This window comes from Leptospira langatensis, assembly GCF_004770615.1.
Lineage (GTDB): Bacteria > Spirochaetota > Leptospiria > Leptospirales > Leptospiraceae > Leptospira_B > Leptospira_B langatensis.
Genome location: NZ_RQER01000001.1, coordinates 1 through 23,666 on the forward strand (window position 1 = coordinate 1; position 23,666 = coordinate 23,666).

The 23,666-nt window shown below is 43.7% G+C and carries 19 protein-coding genes; 5 read left to right on the top strand and 14 right to left on the bottom strand.

Annotated features, from left to right (window positions below):
- Positions 1 to 170: 170 nt before the first annotated feature.
- The 3 genes from EHO57_RS00005 to EHO57_RS00015 form a co-directional block, all read right to left on the bottom strand.
- Positions 171 to 1,688 (bottom strand): PilZ domain-containing protein, encoded by a 1,518-nt coding sequence (locus EHO57_RS00005; protein ID WP_135646741.1) that lies wholly within the window; start codon positions 1,686 to 1,688, stop codon positions 171 to 173.
- Positions 1,660 to 3,519 carry a PP2C family protein-serine/threonine phosphatase gene (locus EHO57_RS00010; protein WP_135646742.1) on the bottom strand — a complete coding sequence of 620 codons (1,860 nt, stop codon included), beginning with the start codon at positions 3,517 to 3,519 and terminating at the stop codon, positions 1,660 to 1,662. Before EHO57_RS00010 ends, EHO57_RS00005 begins: the two co-directional genes overlap by 29 nt.
- 511 nt (positions 3,520 to 4,030) lie before the next feature.
- A complete protein-coding gene (locus tag EHO57_RS00015) occupies positions 4,031 to 4,888 on the bottom strand; it encodes a metal-dependent hydrolase (protein ID WP_135646743.1) in 858 nt (285 codons plus the stop codon).
- A gap of 438 nt (positions 4,889 to 5,326) precedes the next feature.
- On the opposite strand from EHO57_RS00015, the gene EHO57_RS00020 reads away from it, so the two are divergent.
- From EHO57_RS00020 to EHO57_RS00030, 3 genes are all read left to right on the top strand, one after another.
- Positions 5,327 to 6,418, top strand: a complete 1,092-nt coding sequence (locus tag EHO57_RS00020; RefSeq protein ID WP_135646744.1) for a serine hydrolase domain-containing protein — start codon at positions 5,327 to 5,329, stop codon at positions 6,416 to 6,418.
- Positions 6,415 to 6,762: a hypothetical protein gene (locus EHO57_RS00025; RefSeq protein WP_246050415.1), complete on the top strand. Its 348-nt coding sequence runs from the start codon at positions 6,415 to 6,417 to the stop codon at positions 6,760 to 6,762. Before EHO57_RS00020 ends, EHO57_RS00025 begins: the two co-directional genes overlap by 4 nt.
- Positions 6,763 to 6,857: 95 nt before the next feature.
- The gene (locus EHO57_RS00030) at positions 6,858 to 8,354 is read left to right on the top strand and encodes an ABC-F family ATP-binding cassette domain-containing protein (RefSeq protein WP_135646745.1); all 1,497 of its coding nucleotides are present in this window, start codon (positions 6,858 to 6,860) and stop codon (positions 8,352 to 8,354) included.
- A gap of 71 nt (positions 8,355 to 8,425) precedes the next feature.
- Here the strand turns inward: EHO57_RS00030 and EHO57_RS00035 are convergent, their stop codons facing one another.
- From EHO57_RS00035 to EHO57_RS00055, 5 genes are all read right to left on the bottom strand, one after another.
- Positions 8,426 to 11,407, bottom strand: a complete 2,982-nt coding sequence (locus tag EHO57_RS00035) for a SpoIIE family protein phosphatase (RefSeq protein WP_135646746.1) — start codon at positions 11,405 to 11,407, stop codon at positions 8,426 to 8,428.
- 390 nt (positions 11,408 to 11,797) lie between these two features.
- Entirely contained in the window at positions 11,798 to 12,559 is a 762-nt protein-coding gene (locus EHO57_RS00040) for an ABC transporter permease (protein WP_135646747.1), read from the bottom strand.
- Positions 12,556 to 13,494 carry an ABC transporter ATP-binding protein gene (locus tag EHO57_RS00045; RefSeq protein ID WP_135646748.1) on the bottom strand — a complete coding sequence of 313 codons (939 nt, stop codon included), beginning with the start codon at positions 13,492 to 13,494 and terminating at the stop codon, positions 12,556 to 12,558. The genes EHO57_RS00040 and EHO57_RS00045 overlap by 4 nt, the downstream gene beginning before the upstream one ends.
- A 142-nt stretch (positions 13,495 to 13,636) precedes the next feature.
- Positions 13,637 to 13,960 carry a DUF2834 domain-containing protein gene (locus EHO57_RS00050; RefSeq protein ID WP_135646749.1) on the bottom strand — a complete coding sequence of 108 codons (324 nt, stop codon included), beginning with the start codon at positions 13,958 to 13,960 and terminating at the stop codon, positions 13,637 to 13,639.
- Between the two features lie 47 nt (positions 13,961 to 14,007).
- Positions 14,008 to 16,017, bottom strand: coding sequence for a sensor histidine kinase (locus EHO57_RS00055; protein WP_135646750.1), 2,010 nt, complete (start codon positions 16,015 to 16,017; stop codon positions 14,008 to 14,010).
- 176 nt (positions 16,018 to 16,193) lie between these two features.
- Between EHO57_RS00055 and EHO57_RS00060 the strand changes: the two genes are divergently transcribed.
- A complete protein-coding gene (locus EHO57_RS00060; RefSeq protein WP_135646751.1) occupies positions 16,194 to 17,165 on the top strand; it encodes an NAD-dependent epimerase/dehydratase family protein in 972 nt (323 codons plus the stop codon).
- A gap of 2 nt (positions 17,166 to 17,167) precedes the next feature.
- Here the strand turns inward: EHO57_RS00060 and EHO57_RS00065 are convergent, their stop codons facing one another.
- Positions 17,168 to 17,518, bottom strand: a complete 351-nt coding sequence (locus EHO57_RS00065) for an ArsR/SmtB family transcription factor (protein ID WP_135646752.1) — start codon at positions 17,516 to 17,518, stop codon at positions 17,168 to 17,170.
- 172 nt (positions 17,519 to 17,690) lie between these two features.
- Here EHO57_RS00065 and EHO57_RS00070 point away from each other — a divergent pair, with 172 nt between their 5' ends.
- Positions 17,691 to 19,064, top strand: a complete 1,374-nt coding sequence (locus tag EHO57_RS00070) for a hypothetical protein (RefSeq protein ID WP_135646753.1) — start codon at positions 17,691 to 17,693, stop codon at positions 19,062 to 19,064.
- Between the two features lie 105 nt (positions 19,065 to 19,169).
- Here EHO57_RS00070 and EHO57_RS00075 read toward each other — a convergent pair whose 3' ends face one another.
- From EHO57_RS00075 to EHO57_RS00095, 5 genes are all read right to left on the bottom strand, one after another.
- Complete coding sequence (locus tag EHO57_RS00075; protein ID WP_135646754.1) at positions 19,170 to 19,781, bottom strand: beta-class carbonic anhydrase; 612 nt, start codon at positions 19,779 to 19,781, stop codon at positions 19,170 to 19,172.
- Positions 19,782 to 20,034: 253 nt separating this feature from the next.
- Positions 20,035 to 20,709, bottom strand: coding sequence for a methionine ABC transporter permease (locus tag EHO57_RS00080; RefSeq protein WP_135646755.1), 675 nt, complete (start codon positions 20,707 to 20,709; stop codon positions 20,035 to 20,037).
- Positions 20,706 to 21,746 carry a methionine ABC transporter ATP-binding protein gene (locus EHO57_RS00085; protein ID WP_135646756.1) on the bottom strand — a complete coding sequence of 347 codons (1,041 nt, stop codon included), beginning with the start codon at positions 21,744 to 21,746 and terminating at the stop codon, positions 20,706 to 20,708. Before EHO57_RS00085 ends, EHO57_RS00080 begins: the two co-directional genes overlap by 4 nt.
- Positions 21,725 to 22,552, bottom strand: a complete 828-nt coding sequence (locus tag EHO57_RS00090) for a MetQ/NlpA family ABC transporter substrate-binding protein (protein ID WP_135646757.1) — start codon at positions 22,550 to 22,552, stop codon at positions 21,725 to 21,727. Before EHO57_RS00090 ends, EHO57_RS00085 begins: the two co-directional genes overlap by 22 nt.
- 235 nt (positions 22,553 to 22,787) lie before the next feature.
- Positions 22,788 to 23,666, bottom strand: a complete 879-nt coding sequence (locus tag EHO57_RS00095; RefSeq protein ID WP_135646758.1) for a hypothetical protein — start codon at positions 23,664 to 23,666, stop codon at positions 22,788 to 22,790.

Sequence of the window (23,666 nt, forward strand, 5' to 3'; positions counted from 1 at the left end):
CATTCCAGTTATTAAGTGCAAATAGAACGCAAAAATTCAAAAGCCAGGTTACACACCTGGCTTTTTTGTTTTTACTTTAAAGTTCCGCAAATAAATTCCTTTGGCGAATTTAGAAACCTTTTCTTAAGAAAATACCCGCCACTAAAACGAGACGAGCCCCTTGCCCCTTTCTAAGAGATCGCACTCGCATCATCGACTTTTTCTATCTTTCGGATAAGTCCGTTCTCTTGTTTGAGATCCTTCGCCTTGGTTAGATAGAAAAACTTTTGAGGGAATACGTCGTCTATAACTCCCACAGTTTTCGGACCTTGTATGGAATCGGCAAATTTCGTTAGTTCTTCGTCGCTCCTATAGATCAGGCTCCAATCCATGACTTCCATGATACCGATCTCGTCGGAGGCGTCGGAAAAATTTCCCAGAAAGATCTCGCCGTTTGGATCCAGGAGGGAATAAAGATGAGAACAGATCTTTTGAGCGGTTTTCATCTTTATATAGTCGAAGAGGCCGGCAGAATAGATCATATCGATACCTGTTTGATCCACGTATTTACCAGGGTTCGCTGCAAATCTAGCGATCTCCACATTCAAGCAATGAAAATCCACTTGTTTATGATTCTTTAATAAAGCGATCCGGATGCCATGCTTCGCCTCTGTGATCGCCCTTGGATCCTGGTCTAAGAGATAGATCGTTAATTTATCCAACAGCTGTTGATCGGCATCATTGATGAGAGTCACCATTTCTCTTGCAGGACCGCAAGCTACCGATAATACGCAGAGCCTTCCTTCCTTCTTTTTGAGTCGGTCCAGAATGGTCCGATAAAAGAAATTCTGTCTATGGAATACTGCCTGAGCCGATTTCAGATTCAAGGTGCATTTGTGAAGGCTCTTACCTAATAGATTTGTTCCTTCGTTCGTATCCCTATAAATTGCATCCATCATTTCGAAATCGCCTGCGTAACCGAGAGGCTTGGTAGTCGCCCGCTTGACGAATGGATCCAGAAATAGATAGCATTGCAACTCTTCCCTAAGATAGGAGAAATTGTATTCTATCTCGGAAGGATTAAGTTCGTGATACAGTTCGTTCGTCTTTTCCTTTAAGAAATTATAAATAGGACCGAGAAGAAGGAATACGGAATGATAGATCTCTTCTTTTAGATTATAGCCCACTGCGTATTCATAATCGTTTAAGCTGGATTCCAATTGAGAGAGAAGGGGTTGTATGCTTTGGATCTTTTCCTTAGTTTGGAATACGATCGATAGTGCTTTTTGGTGGGGAGTCTTAGGTTCTGCGGACTCTACTCGAACCTTGATCCCGGTCAAGGTATTATGGATAGCCCGGAACAGATCCAAATGGATCGGCTCGTCGAATTGGATCCCGTACTCCCATCCTTTTTCGGATCTCTTTTCCCAACGAATAACACCGCGTAACTTACGACTGTACTGCAATACATCTGTAAAAATGCTCATGCCCAGAACTGCTCCAAGGCTGGGAGAGGCCATGATCCGCTCATCACATACGATCCTTGTTCCATACTTGGAAATGTCGCCTAAGAGGGCTTCGATGGTTTTGCTCTCGCCGTTTACGGAATGGATCCGATAAAGGCAACGATAGGTCGGAACGAAAACTTCCTCTTTCGGGATGAGTTTTTCTGAGTTTCTGTCAATTTGATTGGATGAGGTCTTTTCCATTATGATTTTTTAATTTCCCTAAAAGATTGATCGCTACTTGATTCTCCGGCTCGAAGGCGAATACTTCCTTTAAGAGAAGCTCCGCTCTTTTTTTGTTTCCTAACCTGCGATACGAGTCGGAAAGCACGAGTAGATTGTTCACATGATCGGGTTGTCGATAACGGAAACGCTCTCCTTGTTCTACGGACTCGCGATAGTCTTTGTGTTTGTTGAAATATTTTGCTAAAAAATAGAAGTAACTACTTTCTCCGGGATACAACTCTACCAGTTGCGTTGCGGCGCGGATGCATTCTTCCACATCTCCGCTTTTTACGGAGGCAGAAACCATTCTCTTTAATGCCTCAAGCTCTTCCGTCTTCTCTACTCCGTTTTCATTCGTATGGAATCCGTTCCAATTGGGAGATCCGCCGGAACTTTCGATCGACTCCTTAGTTTTCTTGGAAGGATTGTAGGAAATTTGCACAAGAGAAAGATCATCGATAATATCGCCCGATTCTTTGAGAGTCTCCACAATTCCCTTTAACTCTCCTTTTCCCTTCTCTACTACGTTTAAGAAGAAGTTCTCGTCTTCCACCATGGTCTTTCCTCCGATATTGGGATCGAAGACCATAAGATCCTCTCTTCCATCCGAACCTAAGAGAAGTTTATCTCCGGGAAGAAGCTGGAATAGACTTACGAAGAAGCGACTCTTGATCTCCAACATACCGATCTTTCTGAAATACATTTGTGAATCGATAAAGCTCGCGTTTCCCTCCCTGTACAAAACGGGAAAAGGATGCTCCGCGTTGATATAATAAACCAGCCCAGTTTCCTCGTCTATGAGCCCGATGATTAAAGAGATCATCATTGCACCGTCGAAACTCTCGAAAGTCTTCTGAAGTTCGATTACTGCATTTCTTAGCCATCTTTCCGGATATTGGTTCCGGTTCGCTTCTAGCATCTTGGTCCTTTGGATCATCGCATGGAACACCGCTCCGAACACGATGGCTCCTCCCGCTCCTTGTAAGGATTTGCCCATGGCGTCCGCATTCACAAAGACTACGTACCTTCTACCCTTTAGGGTGATTACGTTGGAGACACTGATATCTCCCCCGATCTCCTGGGTCCAATTCTTGAAGGTGAATTTCTTTTTTTGGCTAGTGAAGAAGTTTACAGGAACGATCTCGCTTTTGGATAAATTCAAACTCAATGGCTGCAATACGAGAGAGGTCAGAAAATAATCCCCATCCTGTTGGGACTTCAGAGTACTGATCACATCCATCTTCTCGAACTCAGATTTGGTGAGTGAGAACTTAAAATGAGCGATGGTGACCGATATGATCATTGTCCCCACTAAGAAGTATAGATTATTGATAATGGAGATCAGCTTATAGTCGTTATCGAAGATGAGATTCACGATCAGATATTGTAGAAGGATGATCGAGCTATTCAAGGCTCCCTTTATAGCGTTCCAAGGAAGAAATAGATTCACAGCAATCAGGACAAGATTCAATCCGGCGTAATAAGAGGACTCGAAACCTCCGAGTCGGGTAGTCATCAGAGTGATGATCCCTCCCACAACGAAGGTAAACACATAAGCGTGGATCGTATTCCAAGGATTCGGACTGGAAAGACGAAGTATACAATACTGGATCAAAACAAAAACGGATGCGAAGGCTCTCAAGGTAAGAAAGTATCCCAGGTTCTCATCCAGATATTCCTTAGGAATAATGAAATAATCCAGTCCTCCGAACAAGGGGACTAGAGTGAATCCCAATATGCAGACGGTTTGGATCCATTTCTTTTCGAGGGCCCAAACGAATCGGCGAAAACTTTGCTCCTGATCGATCATCGATAGCAACCTTAGAAACCTACGGGTTATGTTTTGGGGAATTTCGAAAGCGGAAACGCAAGCATAACGGGCGATATACTTTCGAAATATTCGAGAAAGAATATGGATCGGAATGGTTTGGTCAATAAATATTTTATATAAGTGTGTATATTTATTTCCTGACGTTTGCGTTGGTTATGCGACTCTCTGTATGGTATCCTCTTTCGGGTAACGTTTTATTTTTGAGCAGTGCAAAAAACTTTAGAAACTTCGAATGTTGTTTTTGTGTGCTGCGAAATAAAAATAGATTAGTGCTCCGCGTAAAGATGCATATTACAATGCGGAATCTATATTCCGGAATAATTCGGTAGGATTTTCTAGTGAATCAGGCAAATGCGGGATTTGGTCCAATGCTGATTTCGAGATGCTACCCTGAATAGGCTGGATCGTTAGGAACAAAAGCTCTCTCCTTCGGGAAAAGAGAGAGCCTTGCCTTGCACCAAGAAAGTTCTTTGAATTCTTCTTTGGTATCTTAGTAAGCGGAAGACGCTACTATAGTTGAGAACTTAGCGATCAATGCCTGATCGTCTTCGTTATTCGGATGGAATCCCCAATAATAATATTCTAATATATAGAATATCACTGCCCAAGTGAACCCCGGAGAGCCGAAGAAGAATCGGATGTCCCGAACGATCTGTTTCGGATTCGGGAATCCAAAATAGAATAATGCTCTCACTGTTCCTACGACTGCCAAGAGTCCTAGGAGTTGCACTGCGATCGTCATTCCAAAGATCCTAGTGAAGTATCCTCCACCAGATTTCTGATATACGTCGAAGGCAACTGCCTTGTGCTCTAATTCTTCGAGAGAATGCCATTCTATGATCTTCCAGGTGATCGGATCGATCCAGGCTACTTTTTCTGGGGGAAGGGAGAGTAAGAATCTGCCGAGAGTCGCCGTAAAGTGTTCTGCTGCCGCAGTGATCGAAAGTGCTAATCTCTTTCCCCAGACAGGGAATAATTTCAGGATATTCTTTTCTAGGATATCGAAGAAGAGCCAGCAGAACATTTTCTCATGACTGCGAAAATCGAGTCCTATCTCTACAAATCTTTCGTTCAATTTATCATGAACGTTTCCGTGGACCGCTTCCTGTCCTGCAAAGGCCTTGATCTCACTTCTCAGGGTTTCGTCTTGGATCTCGTTTTGAAATGCTTTCACGGAGCGTATAAAGAATCTTTCTCCTTCCGGAAAGAGAACGCTTAAGCTAGAGAGAAACGCGGTGAAGAATGGGATCTTCTTTCCGAAGCCGCTCTCTCTTTTGATCTTTTCTAATGGAAATTTCGGTTTGCGGATCTGTGGATGGATGCGCTCAGACACGATTGTTTGGCCCATAAGACTCTCCTAAATTGGATCGGTTATTTTCATTTTCCGATTTCTATTTTCCCATCCTTTGGATTTTCACTGCTCATTAGGAAATTCGAATCGTGCTCTGTATTTCTATTGCATTTCGATCTTTTGGGATCCCGCCCTCTTACATCATGTGGGAACTCAATTTGATCATTGTAACGAATGCTACAATGATCGGTCAATTTTAATTTTCCGCGTTAGGGAGCCGGAAAGCGCGAAGCGTCCCGAAGGGATGAGGGCGAATGCCCGAACTTGGAGGCGCCCGACCCGCACGTTGTTACGTTTATTCTTACTTTATAGGCGGTTTGTGTGCGGGGAACGCCCAAACCTTTTTGCAGAAAGGGGCCCATATAATGTAATATTTGCGAAACGTTTTTTAGGATATATATAGGAACGAAGTTTGTCTAAAAAGCCGGTGCTTGCATGAGAGTTTTCCTCTTTTCGTTCTTATTCGGTTTTCTATTCCTTTCCTGCGGAAGGGAGACATTGCCTTATTCCACAAAGTTCCTGGAAACAGGAGAAGGAAGTCTTCATTCGTTGGCAAGATGGAGTACCGAGGAACTGTTTCGAGAGAGCAAAGGCAGGGTCCGGACAAACGCGATCTTGGTTTTGCATAAGGGGAAGATCCGAATGGAGGCTTACTTTTCAGAATTCGGACCGGAGACCCTGCATCCTACTTGGTCTATTAGCAAATTCTTATTGAATGGAGCCTTGGCTGAAGCAATCGCTTCCGGAAAAATGGAATTAGACGGATCGGTCGTGGATTATTTAAAAGATCCTAATGTATCTTTTCGGAAGGATCTGAAAGTGAAAGATCTTCTCTTCTTCGCTTCGGGACTGGATTGGAAGGAGAGATACGAATGGGCGCCCTTGGATTCGGATATTTTAGAGATCCTTTACGGAGACGCTCGCTCCGATATTGCCCGATACATTTCTAAATTAGGTTTTTCTTATGAGCCAGGGGAGCATGTTGCTTATTCCAGCGGGGATTCCAATCTTTTGTCCGCGGTTCTCACGCGGATTGTCGGTAAGGATTACTCGGACAAATATCTTCGTTCCGTGGGAATTCATTCTTTTGTTTGGGAGACGGATGGGAAGGAAGTACCGATCGCTTCTTCGTATGCATATCTATCCGCGAGGGATCTGGCCCATTTGGGCGAGTTTTATATCCGAGAGGGTTGGGGACAACATCCTTCCGGTCTTTTTCCGAAGGATTGGATTGCGGATACGTTCCGTGTGCATGATCCTAGGAAGCATAGGCCTTGGTATTTGAGTTGGTTGCCCTTTCCTCCTATGGGTGGGCATGTGTATGTGAACCGTTTCGACTCGGTAACGGATAAGTTGTTCTTTGCGAATCTATCTGCCGATGCTTTTTTCGCATCCGGGCATTGGGGACAGTATATGGTTGTGGACCCTAAGTTAGATCTAGTCGTTGTGCGTTTTGGGAACGATAGGGGAGGGAAGTTCCCGATGAAGGATTTTATCGATCGACTATTGCCAGGATTAGAAGAATGAGAAATCGATCCGCTTTTGGCATGGGAAAGTTCTTTAAGATCGTATTGATTACGTTTTCCTTATTCTTGATCATAGGTCTGATCCTGTTTGCGATCTTCAAATTCAGATTACTTCCGGATCCTTTGGCAAGGATCTATCCTTCTTTTGCTGCGAAAGAAGGATGTTCCTGTTTGTTTGTGGTCAAGGGCTCGGAAGAGTATTGCAAGGATTATGTTCGTCAGTTCTTCTTCCCGGATGAATGGATCCAAGGAGAAGATTCTTTAGAAGTTAGATTTTCCTCTTATTTTTCGGAATGGAAGGCCAAAGCGATTTTTCGGAACTCCAAGGGCTGTCGTTTAGAATAGCTGAGACCTTTCAGCTCTTTCGGTCAGTAATCATTTTTGAGTGAAATCTGAGGCTGTTTTTAAACTCTGGTCCTATTGTTTAAAGAGCCGCCGCAATGATAAAGATCTCTAATCTTCATAAAATATATAATTCCAAAGTACTCTTCGACGATCTGAATTTGAGTCTGAATCGGGGAGAAAAATTAGGCCTTGTGGGTAGGAACGGTCATGGCAAGTCCACGATCTTTCAGATGATCCTGGGTGCGGTCGAACCTGATTCCGGAACGATCATCGTTCCTAAGGGTTATAAGATCGGTCATTTGCAACAGCATCTGCACTTTACCAGACCTACTGTTTTGGAAGAATGCGCTCTCGGTCTTCCCGAAGGAGAAGAATACGAAACTTGGCAGGTTGAGAAGGTTCTCTCCGGTCTCGGTTTTTCCGAAGCGGATATGGAGAGAGATCCGAACGAATTCTCGGGCGGTTATCAGATCCGAATGAATCTTGCTAAGCTTTTGGTTTCCGGTCCCGACCTTTTGATGTTGGACGAGCCGAATAACTATCTGGACATCGTTACCATTCGTTGGCTCGAGGAATTCTTGAGGGAATGGGAAGGCGAGATTATATTAGTAACTCATGATAGAAGTTTTATGGACAGCGTAGTTACTCATACTGCGGCCATTCATAGAGCGAAATCAGTCAAGGTCCAAGGCGATACGGACAAACTTTATAATCAGATCAATCAAGCAGAAGAGATCTATGAAAGGACTCGTTTGAACGAGGCTAAGAAGAGAAAACAAGAAGAGATCTTTATCGCTAAGTTCAAGGCAAAGGCAAGTTTTGCGAGTAGAGCCCAATCCAGGGTTAAGAAGCTAGAGAAGCAAGGAGAGATGAAGGCTTTAGAGAACATCCAAGATCTGGAATTGTACTTTAATGCGGCTCCTTTCGCTGCCAATCAGATGCTGGCTGCGGAGAATATTTCCTTCTCTTATTCCGGAAAGGAACCGTTTTTGATCCAGGATTTTTCCATCAGCGTCGGCAAGAGGGATCGTATTTGCATCATCGGAAAGAATGGTAAGGGAAAATCCACTCTTCTAAAGTTACTTGCGGGTGAGTTGCAGCCTTCTTCGGGAACCGTGCAAAAGCATCCTGCTCTTAAAGAAGGTTATTTCGGTCAGACAAATAAGCTGAATATGAACGAGAACGCTACCGTTGTCGAAGAGATCATGAGTGCGGACAAGTCTTGCACGGAATGGTTAGCTCGTACGATCGCCGGCGGTTTGATGTTCTCCGACGATCAGGGTTTAAAAAAGATCAAGGTCCTTTCCGGAGGAGAAAAGAGTAGGGTGCTTCTCGGGAAAATACTCGTGACTCCTTGTCATATACTCTATTTGGATGAGCCTACCAACCACTTGGACATGCAATCTTGCGATTCATTGATCGAGGCGATCGATGAATTCGATGGCTCAGTCATTATGGTGACTCACAATGAAATGCATTTAAGAGCGGTCGCCACCAAATTGATCGTGTTCGATAACGATGAGATCCGGATCTTCGACGGGACCTACGACGATTTCTTGAACGATGTAGGTTGGTCCGACGAAGAGTATTGAGTTTCTCGAATATTCTTATAATTTTAGTAAATTATAGATCCTGAGGCTATGGAAGATAGAGAAGGAATTCCTTATTCTATCTCTAATAGCTTTTTGAGTTTCTGGATGTTCTTGTTTTCCGGATCTATATCCTCTGCGGTTTTGGTGAATTCGATAGCATCCGCTTTTTTGCCTAAGAGTCGATTTAGATCGGAAAGATGTACCAAGTTCTGCACATTCATTGGCTGCAGTTTGTTCACCATCATAGCTGCTTCTAAGGATTGAGTTAAATTTCCCAATCTCTTTTCCGCAAGAGAGAGATAGTACCAGAGTTCAGCAGTATCCGGATCATCGACCAGATACTTACTCAGTATTTTTACTGCCAAAGGATAATCCTTTTCTTTAAAACTGATCAGTCCTAATAGCTTGTTGATCCTTTGGTTGGAGGGATCTGCGGAATAGGCTTCGAGTAGAACGGAGATTGCCTTTTGGACTTCTCCGCTTTTATAGAGTTCCTTTCCTTCTTTGTACAATGTTTGGAGAGTGACTTTTTCGGCAGAATCGTCGCTATCCTCCATTTTCGGAGGCATTGACTTAGGAGATCCTACTTCTTGGAACCCGATCCGAAGAATAGAAAGGTCATCGATGACTTCGCCTGTGCTTCGGATACTTTTCTCGATAAGCTCTATATCGGATCCGGATCTTTCGACTGCTTCTAAGAATAAAGTCTCGTCTTCGTTGATGATCCTTTTTCCGTTCGAGTGATTTAACAATAGATCGTCTCTTCCGTCGGAAGCGAGTATGATCACGTCGTTCGGATGTAGCTGGAATGTTTTTACTTTGAACTCGTATTCCGAATCCAGTCCTAGCTTTCTAAGCTCAAGATCATTCTCTAAGAAGGAAGCCTTTCCGTCCCTGTATAAAACCGAGAATGGATGCTCTGCGTTCCAATAATGCATTTCGCCTGTTTCATCATTGATCAAGGCAACTGTGGCGGATATTACCATACTTCCGTCGAAGCTCTTGAATACGGAATGCACCTCGAAATACACGTCCGTTAGCCATTCTTGCGGGGTCTTGTTCAATATTCTTTTGTTTGCAGCGGAACGGGCCATGATGGAATTCATCATCACTCCCATTACCAGGGAACCTCCTGCTCCCTGCATGGATTTTCCCATCGCATCCCCATTCATCGCCATCGTGAACTGTTGGTATTGTGTAGGAGTTCCGAGTCTCAGGTTCCCGGTGATACAGATATCTCCGCCGAGTTCCCCTTTTTTATTTCGGAATTCGAAGTACTTCTTCTGCTTTATTAAGAAATTCGTATTTACCTTGGAAGATTTATTTGCGTTATAAAAGAGAGGCTTGGCCAAGAGGGAAGTTAGGAAATAATCCCCGTCCTGCTGGATCTTGAGCTGCTGGACCTCCATCATCTTTTCCTGAACTTCTCTGGTCCTTTCTTCTACCTTCTCTTCTAGATGGTTTGCATAGTCTTGGAGTTGTTCTCTAGCGCTTCGGATCGAATCCACCATAGAGTTGAAAGAGAGAGAAAGGAACCCCACCTCGTCCATGGTCTTGATCGGAACGTTTACGTTCAGGTCCCCGTGGTTTACCTTCTCTACTCCGGATAGAAGTCGGTTCAAAGGATGGATCAGGCTGACCCTAAGTAAGATCGGGAAAACGATCAGGATAAAGACTGTAGTACCAAGTTGGATCAGTACCAACCAGCGAGCCACATTGTGGATGACCGTTCTAAATTCCCTATAACTGAATCCGACCTCGTATCTGGTACGATCCAATTCAAAATCATAATGAACATAAAAATTATCGGCCATTCTGAAAAGCTTGGTCTGCAGAGGCAGTTCCGTTGTTTCCAATTCCTTTAAGGAAATTGTTTCCAGTTCGTAATCCGTTCGACCTTTGTATTTTCTCTTATTCTGTTCTTCTAAGTCTCGGAGTTGTTGCTTTTTATATCTGGCTTGTCCTTCGACGAGGTTGGTTTGCGTTACGTTGTCCCTGGAGAATATTATATTATACTTATGATCGAAGACTCCGGGGCCGGACGGTCTCGCGATGATGTATTGCACATTGGCAGGAAAGTCGGTTTCTCCGTTTCGGATCGCCGTTTTTACCGAATTCATCTCCACTATGCTTTCTTTCTCATTTGCCCTATCGATCGCATACAGAGTGACATAGCTGATCGCTCCTAAGGCGAGGATCACGGTAACCACAGCACTGGAAAGGATCTTGACCATAAAGCTAGTCGGTTCAGGGGAATGGTTCAGATACGCGCTTTGGATGAAGAAGATGGTCGTTACGGAAAGAGTGAAGTAAGTCATCGCAAAGGTATCGTAAGAGATGACTCCGGACTTATTCAGCACGTTGTTGTATGCGTTGACTATATTGAGTATGACGGTGAATAGGAAGGCTCTCAGTGCGATCGCTTCTTTTCCTTTTGCGAAGATGATCTTTTGAAATGCAAGTGGAATTCCTATCAGGAATTGGACCGGAATACGGACCAATGCAGGGGAGTCTTTGAACTTTCCGCTCACGACGGTCAGGAACCCTTTGTATTGTGAGAAATATAATATTTTTCTAATTAATATGACTGTGCTGATGATAAAACAGAGTAGAATGACCCCGCTCGCTTCTTTTCCGAAATCGAAACTATATTGGTGAGCCGTAAAGGAGAAGATCTTTTCCATATTGTACGTTTTGTACATGAAATGGACCCATGCTACTAGGCTCATCAGTAAGCTGAGAGGCAGGACTATCTTGGATTCCTTAGGATATATGTTTCTCGGAAAATGGTAGCAGAATGCGATGAAACAGACGATCCCGAAGAGAATGAATACTGTTAGATATCTATGATAAGCCGCAATAGGATCGAATATGGAATACGAGAAAAAGTAACCTATGAACATCACCCCGTAGGCGAGATACATTAGAATTAGATAATAAGAGGGAAGGGTCTTGTCCTTCTTGAAGATCAGGAACCCGGAGAGGACGAGAGTTAATAGAAATAAGGAAAAGACACCAATGGAATGATGCGAGAATAAAATGGAATCTACCATAACGGACTTGTTAGCTTCCCTGCAAAGGCATGGAAGTCAAGTGGATTCCATTTTAAGCAATTTTTAAGCAAGATGGAAGAAGAAACTTTTTAAAATGCATTCTTCTTTTATATATCATTTGATCGAGAAAGAAGGGCGAGTTAGTGGGAGCTCCTTTGAGTCACAAATTAGAGTTAAGATATGTTCAAAAATGATTCAGAAGTTTGTCAGATAGTTTACGTTTTGAGAATGTCTTAATTTAGGAAGAGCTAATGGAACGGGGCACTAATCATTTTGGATTATCTTTCTCTCCGAACTAGTGTTCGGTTGCTCGCCTGCTTTGGATTAGCTGGTTTAGCAATTGCTACATTATTTCTGTCCGGAGGAAAGATATTTTATATAAGAGTATTTCTATTTCTTAATATGATATCCCGTTTTAAACATCCAAGCAACGATGAATAGACAGGTGCTTAAGAATATCAGTATCATTCCCAGACTGATCCCTACGCTTACGTCTGAGATCTCATAGAAGCTCCAACGAAATCCGCTTACCAAGTAGAGGATCGGGTTGAACAATGTTACAGTTTGCCAAAAGGGAGGAAGCATATTTGCTGAATAGAAACTTCCCCCCAAGAAGACCAATGGAGTAATGACTAACATAGGGATGACTTGCAGTTTTTCGAAATTATCCGCCCAGATCCCGATTATGAAACCGAATAGGCTGAAGGAGACGCAGGTCAGGATCAGGAAGAACACCATCAGAAAAGGATGAGCGATATGGATGGGCACAAAGAGAGAAGCAGTTGCAAGCATGATCATTCCTAGGATCAAGGATTTGGTAGCTGCCGCTCCTACAAAACCGATGACTGCTTCCATGCTGGAAACGGGAGCAGATAGGATCTCGTAGATGGTTCCAGTGAATTTAGGAAAATAGATCCCAAAGGATGCGTTAGAGATACTTTCCGTTAATAAGGAAAGCATAATTAAGCCCGGTACGATAAAGGAGCCATAAGGGACCCCGTTGACTTCTTGGATCCTGGAGCCGATGGCAGAACCGAATACCACAAAGTAAAGAGAAGTGGAGATAACGGGAGAAGCGATACTCTGCATCAGAGTCCTTCTCGTTCTGGACATTTCGAAAAAGTAAATGGCTTTGATAGCGTTCAGATTCATTTGGATTCCTTTACCAGTTGCACGAAGATCTCTTCGAGAGAACTTTGGATCGTATTTAGATCCTTGAATTCGATCCCTGATTTTTTCAGATTTTCCAAGAAGGCTGCGATCCCGGATTCCTTATCCTGTCCGTCGTAGGTATACAGCAATTGCTTGCCTTCATTCTTTATATCCAGTTCGTACGAGTTCAAAGAATCCGGTATTCGAGTTAATGGCTGAGCAAGGTCCAAAAGGATCTGCTTCTTGCCTAGCTTATGCATGAGAACGGATTTCTCTTCCACTAAGATCAGCTCACCCTTGTTCATGATGCCGACCCGATCCGCGATCTCTTCTGCTTCTTCTATATAATGTGTGGTGAGGATGATGGTCACTCCCTTGTCTCTCAAGGCTCGGACCACGTTCCACATATCCTTCCGTAATTCTACGTCGACTCCTGCGGTTGGCTCATCCAAAAATAGTACGTTTGGCTCATGAGAAAGAGCCTTCGCGATCATGACCCTTCGTTTCATTCCCCCAGAGAGAGTGAGCACCGTGCTATCCTTCTTGTCGAGAAGGGAAAGAGATCCAAGGATGCTCTCCACATATTTGGTGTTCGTCGATTTTCCGAATAGACCTCGACTGAAATTTACCGTGGCCATTACGGATTCGAACGCATGTACTGTGAGTTCTTGGGGAACTAGTCCGATCATGGATCTAGTCTGTCTATAATCTTTGATGATATCGTACCCGCTTACGGAAACGGATCCCTCACTTGGATTTATGATGCCGCAAATGATCGAGATCAAAGTTGTTTTTCCTGCTCCATTCGGACCAAGAAGTGCGATGATCTCTCCTTTCTGTATTTCCAGATTCACGTTTTTTAAAGCCGTAAATCCGTTGGCATAGGACTTGGATAAGTTTCGGATAGAAACTATTGAATTGGATTCGTTTTGCATGTGTGTGCTTTCAGGTTGAACTAGATTTAACAGATCTTAAAAAATGCTTAAAATACTGTACATGATTTTCCGGGACTCGTTTCCTTTCGGAGAAGAAAAAAATTTCCTTTTCGGATAGAAATCGGTCGGGCAGATCCGCTGTTTATTCTTTCTCCTGTTTCATCCGGATGATCAGATAAAAGGCCATTCCTGTTGCTACACCTGGGACCACTCCTAATAAGATCGCGATCCATCCCCTTCGGATCCCTTTGGTCTTCGCTTCGTACAATACCCAGGTAGAGAAGACGAACCAAGTGCAAATGATATCCAACGAATATCCTGTAGAGAAAGGATTTACGAATCCTCCTAAGGCAGCACCGATCGGATCGAAGTCTTGCAAAAGAGGAGGAACGACGAAGTAAACAAAGGAAAGGGCGAATAAGATCCCGAAGAAGGAAATTATATATTGAAATGCTGATTTTGTCATAAGCCAGCCGGAACGATCTCAGCTCCGGAGGAAAATACAATCAGAATTTAGGCAGGATTCAATCTAGGAAGATCCAGAAGAGGTTGCGGAATAGAGAAGGTGAATTTACTTCCTTTTTGCTCTTGCGATTCGACCGAGATCCTTCCGTGATATGCGCTGATGATGCTATATACAAGAGGAAGACCGAGCCCTGTGCCGGACTCCTTGTTCGTTCCCAAGCGAGTGGATCTGATCTCGGTGGAGAATAAACCTGGTATCATCTCTTTCGGGATTCCTATACCGGAGTCCTTTACGGTAAATTCCATTGCGTTCGGTTTGGAAGAGAAATCGATCTCTATGGAATCTCCTTCTCTGCAGAACTTAATCGCGTTCGAGAGAAGGTTCACAAAGATCTCTGAGAATAGCGCGCGGTCCACATTCATTCGGATATCGTTCGGAATCGAATTTCGGATATCCAGTTTTTTGGAATTTGCCTGGGCCCAGAGTTTGGCAAGAACTCCTTCCACTTCCGGGAATACATAGATCAAACTATTGTCCATAGGGAAGGAACCGGATTTCAATCGGTTCAGGTCCAAGAGAGTCGCGATCATCTCCAAGGACTGAGAAGACGTATTCTCCGCTCTCTTTAGCCATTCCTTAATGGACATATCGTCTAACTGCTCATAGTCGTTCTCTATGAGTTGTAGGATCCCCATGATAGTGGTGATCGGGGATCTAAGATCATGTGTCACAAGAGAAATAAACGTGTCCTTCATGGAATTCGCTTCTTCTGCTACATGTTTTGCTTCTTCTAATTGGCTCGTCCTGTCCAAGACCTTTTGCTCTAAGGATCTCTGTAGTTCTTCAAGACGTACGAATGCGTTGGAAAATCGAAACGAAAGCATGATTGTCTGGGAGAATAAGAATGAGAGAAGTCCCCAATTCGCAATATATCTCGTTTTTATGATCAATGCCTGATTTAATATATCATTTAACGTTGCTAAGAATAAGAAGACTGCTCCGACTGCGAATAATACGGCGCCCTCCCTCTTTTTGAAAATACAGTAGATCATCAAGACCAAGAAGAAAACAATGATGAGTCCTACTATCGCCTGGAATATTTGTATGTACCACATGTATTCCGTAGCAGGCGTTAAAAGAACGATCAAGGCGAAGAACGCACCGACGGATACGAATGCAGTATTGAAATGTTTATGAAAATCTTCCGGAAATAAGGACCTTAAGAAAAGAGAGAATAGGGGCAGGGCGAGTACAAAACTAAGAAGATCCAGTTTATGGATATACACCCAATATTTGTCCTGAGTGATCTCATAGATAAACACGGATCCCGTAAAGAATCCTCGGATACTTAGATCTATGCAGAAAAAGGCGAACCAAATTGCGGACTTGTCCACTCTTCTCATAAAGAATAAGATCAAGTGGTATAATCCCATGAGGAAAGTAGCACCGAATACTACCCAACCCAAAGAGATCTCCTGCTTCTTGGATTCGAATATGTCCAAGATCGGTCCTAAAAATATGGATTTGCGGATCCCACCGGTTATATGATAAAAATTTGATACTTCTATAACGAAATTCAGTTCCTTCGATTCTGCATCCAATAATATGATCGGATGCTTGTAAGAAGGGGTCATGCTATCCTTGGTCCCGCCCACGACGCCGTTATCGGCTAATAGTTTTCCGTTTAAATAGATCTTATACGCGGTTGAGATATCCCCCATCTGCAAGGCGAGATCCTTTATTGGATTTCCCAATAGCACCGTTAGGCGATATGTTCCGGTACCTTCTCCTCCATGTTCTCCGTTTGGAAGGGGAAATTGATTCCATGAGCCAGGGACATGGATATATGTTTTGGAAGAAGTTTTGGCAGGGATTTCGAGACCGTTAAAGAATTCCCATTCTCCGTCTAAGGAAACCAAAGGAGAGGTTTTTAGATCCCAATCCCTTAGATCTAATATCCCTTGTTTCGCTTTGGGAGAGTACGGAGCATGAGGAGGAGAGCAACCTAAGATCGCTCCTAAGAGAAGAAGGAAAAAGACTGGAACCCGAAGCCTCATTCGATTGTCTAAGTCTCAAATTTATCAGACTACAATCCTCTGTATAGAAAATTTTCTGCTTGGATGATTCTTTAAAAATGGGTTCCTGTATGGAACCCAAGGGTTCTTTTATAAGCCATCGAATTCATACATTTGCGATATAACTTCTATATAAAAAGATTTGGGAGAATAATTATATGAGGATATTTATTACCGGGGCTTCGGGCTTCGTAGGTGGAGCCATAGCAAGGCAATTGAAAAAGGATCATACCATAAAAGCCTTATCTAGATCGGTCGAATCGGATGCAAAGTTAAAAGCCCAAGGTTTGGAAAGTGTGAGAGGAAGTCTCGGATCTATTCCAAAAGAAAGCTTAAAAGACATAGATGTGATCATTCATTGCGCAGCCTTTGTAGGGCCTTGGGGGACTCGAAAGGATTTTTGGGAAGGGAATGTGGATGGGACCTCTCAACTTTTGGAAGTCGCAAAGCAAGCCGGCGTGAAACGCTTCATTCATATGGGAACGGAAGCCGCATTATTCTTCGGTCAGGACATGGTGCAAATAGACGAGACCTATCCGTATCCTAGAAGCAGTCCTTATCTTTATAGTGAAACAAAAGCAGAGGCGGAGAGAAGGGTGGTTGCTGCGAATTCCTCTGGTTTCGAAACAATTGTACTCCGGCCGAGACTGGTTTGGGGACCTGGGGATACTTCCGTACTTCCAGAATTGAAGAAGATGGTTTCGCAAGGAAGATTCATGTGGATTAACCATGGAAAAGCGAAGACCTCGGTCACCTGCATTACGAATTTAGTGCATGCCACAGAACTCGCTCTTACAAAAGGAAATCCCGGAAGTATTTATTTTATCACAGACGACGAAGACCAAACGATTCGAGGATTTCTGACGGATATGTTGGGAACTCAGGGTATTGCTCTTCCTTCTGCGTCGGTCCCTTCTTTCGTTGCAAGCTTCTTGGCATATATTGTAGAAGGGATCTGGAGAATTTTAGGAATTCGTAAAGAACCGCCCATGATGCGTTTTCCCGTAGATATTATGGGAAGAGAATGTACGATCCGTATCGATCGTGCTAAGAAAGAGCTCGGATATAAGCCTTTGGTCACCGTGGCACAAGGGTTGGAGTCTATGAGAAAGGAAGCGACTTCTCGCTAAGATCAATTTCTGGAAGGAAGAGAAAGCCTTTTACTTCTTCTTTCTTCCAGTTTGCAACTCTCTAAGATCGCTTCCAAGAGACCGGGAAATCTTTTTTCCATATCGGCTCTTCTGAGACTCAAATTTTTTTTCGTTCCTTCTATGCGAGTATATGTTAGTCCCGCATCTCTTAGCTTCGCTATATGATAGGAAAGATTTGTTTTAGGTGCGTATTCCAGAAACGCAGAACACATTGCCTCTTCTACTTCTGCTAACCGAACTAAGATCTTACGCCGGATCGGATCGCTCACTGCCTCAAAAATAGACGATAGTTCAATCTGCTCTAAACTCGGATGAGTGGGATGCTTGGACATAAAATTTTTTCCAACAAGGTCTAATAGTTCAATAATATTTGAACAAAAGATTGACAAGCACTTTCTAAGTTTCATAGTTCAAAAAGTATTGAACTATTTGCCTCCGCTGACTGGCCGCGGTGGCGGCAGCTATTAAAAAAAGATTGGCCAGGACCAAAAGGAGAATTCTGCGATGAACAGTCAGAAATGGAGGCAGCAGCCGTTTCGTAGCATTTCGCTTCTTACTATTTCGTTTTTTTTGATCCCTTCTTTGTTCGGGGATGAGGTAAAACTCAAATCCGGAAAGGTGCTCAAGAACCTGAAATTGGAGAAAGAAACAGTCGATTATTATATTTTTACTTTGGATGATGCGATTCCTGTAAGGATACTGAGATCCGAAGTTGAGTCAATCTCCCCGGGCAAAGCGGAGAAGGAAGGGCTTGTACTAGAAAATAAACCATCTAATCCTGTTTTGCCTACACCTGCGAAACGGAATTACGATGCGGTTTGGACCCAAGCGGTGACCAACGACGTATTCATTAACGGGAATAGTTTGTACGGAAATGCGTTCGATAGAAGAGGGGATTTACATTATTCTAATATGCCTAAGTCTCTGATCCTGGATACTACTGTTGTGGTTCCTACCGCTTTAGAGGGTTTGAATCTCACGATCCGGGAATATTCCCCTCTTACTGCTAGAACGAATCGAGATGTAGATAGTGTATACCAGTCGCATCCGTACGGTCCGGGAGCGACTCCCGCTCAGGTTGCCGCGGATCCCGGCACTTATCAGCTTAGGAAGGAAGCAAACGGCTTAAGGGAGAGTCTTGCAGGTCTTCTGAACTATAGATGGACCACAAATCGTTTGGGGGATTTTAATACCGGCTGGATCTATTATGTGAATACTCAGCCTGATTTTGCTTTGAGTCTGTTTACATTCGGTTGGACACTGCCTGTATTGAAATATCTGCATCCGCATTATCAATTTAATATGCGGACCTCTTCGGAAAGGATAGGTGGGGCTAGTATCGGAGGAGAGAAGGATCAGGAATCCGGATATCCTACGAACGCATTCAACGGCTCTACTTTTCATCGGTTTTCCATCAATCACGAGTATGATATTACTCAAGATTTGAAGATACAGCCAGCAATCGATGTGGGATATCAGTATTATAACGATAATATAGATAGAAGATCCGGGATCAGGAATATCGATTATAAGATAACCTTAAAGTATTTGGGAATGATATTCTCGATAACAGATGTCTACAGGCCGAATACATATATGATCGATAATAGTTATTATTATCCTAACACCGTAGGCGGACAAACTGTAGGAACCGTGCCTGGCGCGAATATCGTCCAACCCTTGACTTCGAACACGAACGACGGATTGACCATAGATCCTTCTAAAGGATATGGACTCGTGAATCAGTATATCCTGAATTCTATCATGAGTTCTTCCTTGGACCCGAACTTGAAACAGGCCCTGGTAAACAAGCATTTGGAACAGAGGATCCCTTTGCACAGTATTATCTGGTCTTTCGGATATACGATCCGTATCTGAAAAAAGTAGTTTAAGGATACGTAATGAAAAGATAGATACGGGATAAATAGAAGTTTTATCCCGTATCTTTAAAGAGTGAGGGTTTAGAGAAGATTCAATTGCGAGTCAAGAGGCCCTTCCGATCCTAGTAGCTTCTTGTACTTCCACCAATTTACCGGTTTTCACATCATAATAGTAGCCATAGATCGGAATGTCCTTCGGGATCAGAGGATGATTTCGAATGCGACCCACATCCTCGATCACGCTCTTCTCCAGATCTTCAAACGTAAGAAAAGAAATATGAGCCGCCTCGTCGGAGCCTCCCGATTCCTCTAAATTCCTCCAGCCGTTTGAATCAATTGTCGCAGTTTTAAGGCTCTTGGATAATAGCTTTCGGATGATCGGATCCGTAAAAAGCGCCATCCCGCAATCGGTATGATGGATCACGAAAAATTCCTTGGTCCCGAGTAGCTTATGAGAGATCACCAAAGAACGAATAGCGTCGTCGCTTGCTCTTCCTCCTGCGTTTCGGATAACGTGCGCGTCTCCCTCGGCAAGACCCGCATACTTGGCCGGATCCAATCGGGCGTCCATGCAAGTCAGGATCGTAAAACTTCTGGCCGGAGGAAGGGCCAGTTCACCCTTCTTACCGAACTCGGAGACATACTTTTGATTCGCCTCGATCACTTCTTTGTGGATCTGGCTGACTTCCTTTTGTAGTAAAGTACTGTTTGACATGGTGGAAATTATATCTGTAATAACGGATTTTGGATGTTGGTTTTTGGAAAGGAGAAGAAAAGAAGAAGGAAATGGATGAGTTGATTAGGCGAGTGCCCAGTTTACTCGCATGTGGGAACTAGTCCGCGAGGAAGTTGCGGCCCCCGCCCTGTATAGGGTGGGGGGAGTGGCCCGTGGGAGAGCGAAATCGTCCTATCATAGATTTCTCTCTTTGGCAACCGGAAATTTATATAGTTCCCACATGTGGGAACTGTTAATCTCGGATCCTTCTATCGCTCTTTTTGCGAACGAAATCGCCGAACCACTGAAAGATCTGCACGATCACCACTAAGACAAGTACGGTTGATAGCATGATATCGTCCTCGTATCGATAGTAGCCGAACCGTATGGCCAGATCTCCGATCCCTCCTCCGCCTACGATGCCCGCCATCGCGGAGAAGCCGAGTAGACTGATCGTGGTGACTGTGATACCGGAGAGAATACCAGGTAACGCTTCCGGCACTAAGACTTCCTTAATAATAAGTAGAAGGTTGGCTCCAGTAGAAACCGCCGCTTCCAGAACCCCATCGGGAATTTCTCTCAATGATGTTTCGACTAACCTTGCTAAGAAGGGAATAGCTGCCACAGACAGGGACACGGAGGCAGCTAATGGGCCTATGGTAGTCCCGACCAAGAATTGGGTGAGCGGGATCAATGCTACTAGAAGGATCACGAAAGGGATCGAGCGGATCAAATTTGCCAGTCCACCTAATATGGAGTAGGTGAATTTGTTTTTCAGGAAAAGCTTCTTGTCAGTAAGATAAATAAGAAATCCTAAAGGAATACCAAATACCAATGCAATGCTAAGGGAGATACTCAACATGAGGAAGGTCTGTCCAAACGCGACGGAAAGATCTGGAAGAAGGGACTGCCATTTTTCTAGGCTCATCTGTATACTTCCTCCACTTGAGCTCCGTATCGAGCAAAGGCGGATCGGATCGTTTCTGTGCTAGATTCGTCTCGTTCTGTTTCCAAATAAAAAACACCGATCGGCTTTCCGGAAATATATTCGATCTTGCTGTGGAGGATATTCGGAACGTAATTGGTAGCACGAATGACCTTTGCCAGGATTGGTTCTGTCGCAACCTCGTCCTTTAAAACTACTTTTAGGATCCTTCCAGTGGTCCTTGCTAAGGTCTCTTCCGGAATGGAATGATCTAATACCGCTCCGGTTAGCTTCTTCGTGATCTCTTGCGAAGGATCTGCGAATAAGGAATAGGCGGATCCTAACTCGATCAATTTTCCTTTTTCAACGACCGCGACTGAATCGCAGATCTCTCTTACTACTTCCATTTCATGCGTCACAATCACAATAGTGATCCCGAATTTCTTATGAATGCTTTTCAATAGACTTAGGATAGAGCGGGTAGTCTCCGGGTCTAAGGCCGAAGTAGGTTCGTCACAAAGAAGAAGGCGAGGATGGTTCGCGATCGCCCTTGCAATTCCAACCCTTTGTTTCTGCCCGCCACTCAGTTGATTTGGATAAGAATGGATCTTTTCTTCCAGGCCTATGAGTTTCAGGAGTTCCTGCACTCTCCTTTGGATCTGCTCCTTAGTCCACCCTGCCGCTTTCAAGGGAAGAGCAATATTGTCGAAGACCTTTCGATTCAATACTAAATGGGATTGCTGGAATACCATTCCCACTTTGGATCTATGTTCTCTGAGTTCTTTTCCTGATAAGAAGGAGATATCTTTTCCTTCGAAGAATACGTTCCCAGTATCCGGACTTTCAAGAAGATTCGCGAACCGAAGCAGCGTGCTTTTTCCCGCACCTGTGGTGCCGATGATCCCGAAAATCCCACCCTTTTTTACAGAGAGGGATATATCACTGATCGCAGGATGCTGGGATCTAGGAAATGCTTTTGATACATTCCTAAATTCTAATATATTTTCGAAATTGGAGTTTACTTCTTCTTTCCAAACCATTCTGGTTTTTGGAATCCTTTGAAATCATTATTGATCACTTCTTCGAATTCTTTGGATTGGACTGCGGAAACGATATCCTTTGCAAACACGCTGTCCTTCTCATCTTCGCGAACTACGATGATATTCTTATGTTCTTCTGCCAAAGTTTCGAGAATGACTGCCTTTGTTAGATCCAGTCCGGAAGCGATCGCAAAGTTTCCGTTGATTGCCGAGAAATCCGTACTTTCCAAAGATCTAGGAAGTTGGGCCGCTTCTAACGGTAAGAATTGGATTTGCTTCTTATTCTCCAGAATATCGTTCAGGGAAGCCTTGGTTGGGATGGCGTCCGGATTTACTTTAATAAAACCTAATTCTTGAAAAAGCTTTAATGCTCTTAGCAAATTGGTCGGATCGTTTGGAAGAGCAATCGAGCCTTTTTCTTTTAAATTCTTCGGATCCTTTGTCTTTCCTGCAAAGACAGACATAGGAGCAGTCGGAACGTTTACAATGGCGGCTAACTTTAACCCTTTATCGGCAGTGAATTTTTTCAAGTAAGGAACATGTTGGAATAGGTTCGCATCTATGTCTCCAGCTGCCAAAGCAAGGTTCGGCTGGATATAGTCGCTGAACTGCACAATCTCGATCTTGTATCCTTTCTTCTCCAGACTTGGAAAGACTCCTTTCTTAAGGAGATCCCCATATGGTCCGGGGCAGATCCCGATCTTCAGATCCTTACGATCTCCGGGAAGCTTTGGAACTTCTTTCTTTCCACAATTCATCAGTAGAGAGAATAGAAGAAAGAATAATGCGAATGCCTTTGTTTTCATCGAGGAACCTCGCGGTGGATTTTATGCATGGACTACTCTGAAATTTGCAGTAACAGTTGGGCAAGTAGAATTCTATTATATTGGAAAATTTAGCTGCTATAGTGTGGGGGAACGGGAAAAGCCCCCGCCCTGTTTCGGGTGGGGGGAGTGGCCCGTGGGAGAGCGAATTTTGCTCTACCATAGAATCCATCTTTCAGCAACCGGAAATTTCAACAGTTCCCACATGTGGGAACTCCTAAGGAAGTGCCTCCGCAAACTCCTTCAGCTCAGCAAAGAACCGATTCGCTTCCGGATAAGCCAAATGAAGCCCGTCGCTGTCCTCGAACGGACCACCTTTTGCAAAATACCAAAGATACTTTGTTTCGGGAAAATATTGCCGGGTGATCTCTCTTGTTCCCGATTCCTTCGGAGAGATCAGGATCTTCGGATGCATCGGCATTTCAAAGAATACCGGCCGGATCCCTTTGGACTCTAATTCTTTAAGAAGGGAAGAAAGAACCGACATTCTTTCCTCTAACTTCTTCCTTTCTACTGCGGTCCCGTACCAGCGAGTCACTTCTTCCAGATGTTCTTCTTTTAGTTTTTTCTGGATCTCTTCGGCGTTTGCGTTCGGTTTCTCATTTTCCGGAACCGGAACGGCGAATCCAAACATATTAGGAAGTTCTAAAATAGTTCCGGAGAGGAAATTGAAAGGTTGTTTTTCGGAGAGAAGGACCGGAAAATTCCTGCGAGTAAAAACAAAAAAAGGATCCGTATTCTCCTTTGCGAACTTCGTATTCTCTTGCACCGATAGCTGATTGACTTCGATGAAAACATATTTTGCGGAAGAATCTGAATGAGCTAGTACGGATAGGCCGGTCAAGGCTCCTTCTCCCACTAAGGAAAGATTGAACCATCCGGATCTTTCATCCGGGATCATTCTGTCCGACATAGAAGAACCTGTAATGACGTATTTTGCGGTTCTTCCGGAAGTTAAGAAGGATTCGACTCGGATTCGATTGTGCTGCCACCAACTTTGTTTTGGGATCTTTGTAGGATGCACATACGTTACTAAGACGGAATACGATCCCAAGAAAAGTAAGAAGAAGAGTAATAGTCTAAGATAGAATTTCAT